Source organism: Pseudomonas sp. NPDC089741 (genome assembly GCF_044748825.1).
Classification (GTDB): Bacteria; Pseudomonadota; Gammaproteobacteria; order Pseudomonadales; family Pseudomonadaceae; genus Aquipseudomonas; species Aquipseudomonas helmanticensis.
Genome location: NZ_JBIVGT010000070.1, coordinates 1 through 4,335, shown reverse-complemented (window position 1 = coordinate 4,335; position 4,335 = coordinate 1). Strand labels below are relative to the sequence as shown.

Sequence of the window (4,335 nt, the reverse complement as noted above, 5' to 3'; positions counted from 1 at the left end):
CTTCAACCACTTGCGCTTCCGATCTCTCGTTAGCGGGAGGCGAATTCTACAGCGTTACACGCTGCTGTCAACACCTCTTTTTCAACTTCTTTCTGGCTTCGATGAACTGAAGCACTTACTGCCGAAACCTGCATAACTCATTGAATCTCAAGGAGTTTTCCGTTTCGACTGCGCCGGAAGTGGGGCGAATTATAGACATCCAGAATCTGCCGTCAACCGTTAATTTCGCTTTTCTTTCAATCACTTGCAGATTGGTTAAAAAACGACCAAAGACTTCTATATATAGGCAGCAAACACACCCCTTCTATATAGAAGGAACGATCAGAGCACCCCAGCCGCCTTCAGCTCAGCCACCGCACCCGCGCCCAAGCCCAGCACTCCCTGCAGAACCTCAAGCGTATGTTCGCCCAATAAAGGAGGCGCACGACGATACTCGACAGGCGTTTGTGACAGCCGAATCGGACTGGCGACCTGGGGGACCATTCCTGCCAGCGCATGAGGCAACTCGATTGCCAGTCCTCGAGCCTTGACCTGCGGATCCTCAAACACTTGCGACAAATCATTGATCGGCCCGCACGGCACTCCAGCCTGCTCCAGTTCAGCGACCCACTCGGCAGTGGTCTTGAACACCGTCGCCTGGCGGATCAGGGGAATCAACACAGCACGATTGGCCACACGCAGCTTGTTAGTAGCAAAGCGCGGATCATCCGCCCACTGCGGCTGCCCCGCCACTTCGGCAAACTTGCGGAACTGCCCGTCATTACCCACGGTAAGAATGAAGTCACCGTCAGCCGTAGGGAAATCCTGATAGGGAACGATATTCGGATGAGCATTACCCAGACGCTTGGGCGCATCGCCTGTGGTCAGATAGTTCATCGCCTGGTTAGCCAGACACGCGACCTGGACATCCAGCAAAGCCATATCGATGTGTTGACCACCACCGTCATGATCCCGGTGCGCCAGCGCCGCCAGTATCGCGACAGTTGAATACAGCCCCGTCAGGATATCCGTCAACGCTACGCCAACCTTTACCGGCCCAGCACCTTCATCACCCTCGGGACGACCGGTCAGACTCATCAGCCCGCCCAGCCCCTGAATCATGAAGTCATAGCCAGCACGCTTGGCATAAGGCCCGGTCTGGCCGAACCCGGTAATCGAGCAATAGATCAGGTTCGGATTGATCGCCTTCAGCGACTCATAGTCCAGCCCATAAGCCGCGAGACCACCGACCTTGAAGTTCTCGATAAGGATGTCCGACTTGGCCGCCAACTCGCGCACCAGCTTCTGACCCTCGGGGCGGGTGAAGTCGATGGTCACCGATTGCTTGTTGCGATTGGCCGACAGGTAATAAGCCGCTTCCGAGGTGTTCTCGCCATAAGCGTCCTTGAGGAACGGCGGCCCCCAGGCGCGCGTGTCGTCACCATTGCCCGGGCGCTCGACCTTGATCACTTCGGCGCCAAGGTCGGCGAGAATCTGCCCGGCCCATGGCCCGGCCAGCACTCGCGATAAATCCAGTACCCGCAGATGCGACAGCGCGCCCATGGTCGCTCTCCTATTAATAGAACGCCTGCAGACCGGTTTGCGCACGCCCGAGGATCAGCGCGTGAACGTCATGAGTACCTTCATAGGTATTCACCACTTCCAGGTTAACCAGGTGGCGTGCCACGCCGAACTCGTCGGAGATTCCGTTACCACCCAACATGTCGCGCGCCATACGGGCGATGTCCAGCGACTTGCCGCACGAGTTGCGCTTCATGATCGAAGTAATCTCGACTGCGGCAGTGCCTTCATCCTTCATACGACCCAGACGCAGGCAGCCTTGGAGGGCCAGCGTGATCTCGGTCTGCATGTCGGCCAGCTTTTTCTGGATCAACTGAGTAGCGGCCAATGGACGACCGAACTGCTGACGATCCAGTGTGTACTGGCGAGCGGTGTGCCAGCAGAACTCGGCAGCGCCCAGTGCGCCCCAGGAAATGCCGTAGCGCGCAGAGTTGAGGCAGGTGAACGGGCCTTTCAGACCGCGCACGTCCGGGAAGATGTTCTCTTCCGGGACGAACACGTTGTCCATGACGATCTCACCGGTAATCGACGCGCGCAGGCCAACCTTGCCGTGAATCGCCGGAGCGCTCAGACCTTTCCAGCCCTTCTCCAGTACAAAACCACGGATGTCGCCGGCATCGTCCTTACCCCAGACCACGAACACATCAGCGATCGGGCTGTTGGTAATCCACATTTTCGCGCCGGTCAGGCTGTAGCCGCCTTCGACTTTGCGCGCGCGGGTGATCATCGCGCCCGGGTCGGAACCGTGGTTCGGCTCGGTCAGACCGAAGCAGCCGATCCATTCGCCGGAAGCCAGTTTCGGCAGGTATTTCTGTTTCTGTGCTTCGGTACCGAATTCGTTGATCGGCACCATTACCAGCGACGACTGCACGCTCATCATCGAGCGGTAGCCGGAGTCGACACGCTCCACTTCGCGAGCAATCAGGCCGTAGCTGACATAGTTGAGGCCGCTGCCACCGTACTGCTCGGGGATGGTCGCACCCAACAGGCCGACTTCACCCATTTCGCGAAAGATCGCCGGGTCAGTCTTCTCATGACGGAAAGCTTCGAGAACACGCGGTGCGAGGCTCTGTTGAGCGAACTGCTCGGCGGTGTCGCGGATCATGCGCTCTTCTTCGGTGAGCTGTTGATCCAGCAGCAGGGGATCGATCCAGTTGAAGCTAGCTTTACCGCCCATGAGTGTGTCCTCGCAAATCGGGTGAATTAACGTGGCATTGATCCTAGGCGTGGTTCGCCGTCGCGGCAAACGAGGATTTCGCATTCTGTTGTGCTAATTTCTCACTCCGAAACGTCGCGAGATGCCTTTTATGCGGCGCATTAGTGAGGTTGATGTACATGCGCAGAAAGATCCCCAGCACCACCGCCCTGATCAGTTTCGAGGCTGCCGCGCGCCACGAGAGTTTTACCCGGGCTGCTGAAGAGCTTTCCCTCACCCAGGGCGCGATTTGCCGACAGATCGCCAGCCTTGAGGAGTTCCTCAGCGTCGAACTGTTCCGCCGTTCGCGACGCGGGGTGAAGCTGACCGAGGCGGGACTTTCCTACAGTCGCCGGGTCGCCACGCAACTGGATGCAGTGGAGCGCGACACGTTGTCGGTGATGGGCCAGCAAGGCACCAATGTGATCGAACTCGCGGTGGTGCCGACGTTCGGCACGCAATGGCTACTGCCGCGTCTCAAGGATTTCCAGCTCAAGCACCCGGAAGTCACGGTCAACCTGACCAACCGCACCCGGCCCTTTCTGTTTGCCGATACCGAATTCGATGCAGCGATCTACTTCGGCGATGCCGATTGGTCCGGTACCGAATCCCACAGGCTGATGGGCGAGAATCCGATGCCGGTGTGCAGCCCTGCCCTACTCGGCAACAAGACACATCTGACAGCCGAAGCCATCGCTGAATTGCCACTGCTGCAGCAGACCACGCGGCCTTATGCCTGGCGCCAGTGGTTCAACTCGCAACAGCTGAATATCCCCCGCGACATGACAGGCCCGCGCTACGAGCTATTCTCCATGCTCGCCCAAGCGGCCATGCACGATATGGGCATTGCGCTGATTCCGCCGTTCCTGATTCAGCGCGAGCTGGCCGAGAAGCGCCTGGTGATTGCCAACCCGCAGGCACTCTCCAGCATCAAGGCCTATTACCTGATGATTCCCGAACGAAAAGTCGAATCGGCGTCGTTAAAGGCATTTCGTGACTGGTTGGTGAATCAGGCGCAGAGCTACAGCCTAGAAGGATAGAGGCTTACAGTGATAACTAACCCCGTAGTCAGGAAAGTCGAAGCCCTACAGATATAACTATTTGTCGCAATTTCACTGACTGTAACCAAAAGTCGTACAGACGTCCCACAAGCGCCTGACTACGTGGCTTTGAGCCTTCATCAACGACTCATTACTGCCTATTCACGCCACCGATAAGAAATTTTTCGTTATTCAGCCAGAATCCTTGCAGGGCACGGCCTGTAAGGGATTCGACCAGCCATGTGCGACATTCGGTCACGGCATGACTTGTAGTTAATTTTCCGTCACCCGTCATAATCCCTTGAAGGGCATAAAGTTCGCCTGCAAAATGCCGCGCCCCGCCCTGATTTGGCGGGATCGTGCTGATCGGCCGCCCCAGTCGCACCATCCGTAGTGCATGGGTTTACTCAATAAGATCACGCAGGAGATTTGACGTGCACATTGGTGTTCCTCTCGAAACCCCGACCGGTGACACACGGGTTGCGGCAACCCCGGACGCCCTGCGCGGGCGGTTGAGCCGGGGGCGGGGGGGGGGGGGGC

At 57.9% G+C, this 4,335-nt stretch carries 3 protein-coding genes; 1 reads left to right on the top strand and 2 read right to left on the bottom strand.

From position 1 onward, the window contains the following. Positions 1 to 321: 321 nt before the first annotated feature. Together ACIPZE_RS28655 and ACIPZE_RS28650 are read right to left on the bottom strand one after the other, a co-directional pair. Positions 322 to 1,542, bottom strand: coding sequence for a CaiB/BaiF CoA transferase family protein (locus ACIPZE_RS28655; protein ID WP_400776783.1), 1,221 nt, complete (start codon positions 1,540 to 1,542; stop codon positions 322 to 324). Positions 1,543 to 1,555: 13 nt separating this feature from the next. Then, positions 1,556 to 2,737 (bottom strand): acyl-CoA dehydrogenase, encoded by a 1,182-nt coding sequence (locus ACIPZE_RS28650; protein WP_150652811.1) that lies wholly within the window; start codon positions 2,735 to 2,737, stop codon positions 1,556 to 1,558. Positions 2,738 to 2,895: 158 nt separating this feature from the next. On the opposite strand from ACIPZE_RS28650, the gene ACIPZE_RS28645 reads away from it, so the two are divergent. Next, positions 2,896 to 3,795, top strand: a complete 900-nt coding sequence (locus ACIPZE_RS28645; protein ID WP_129387232.1) for a LysR family transcriptional regulator — start codon at positions 2,896 to 2,898, stop codon at positions 3,793 to 3,795. Positions 3,796 to 4,335 lie beyond the last annotated feature (540 nt).

Bases quoted from the DNA above. Each gene is read 5' to 3' on its own strand.
- ACIPZE_RS28655 (WP_400776783.1), bottom strand. From the start codon at position 1,542: ATGGGCGCGCTGTCGCATCTGCGGGTACTGGATTTATCGCGAGTGCTG.
- ACIPZE_RS28650 (WP_150652811.1), bottom strand. From the start codon at position 2,737: ATGGGCGGTAAAGCTAGCTTCAACTGGATCGATCCCCTGCTGCTGGAT.
- ACIPZE_RS28645 (WP_129387232.1), top strand. From the start codon at position 2,896: ATGCGCAGAAAGATCCCCAGCACCACCGCCCTGATCAGTTTCGAGGCT.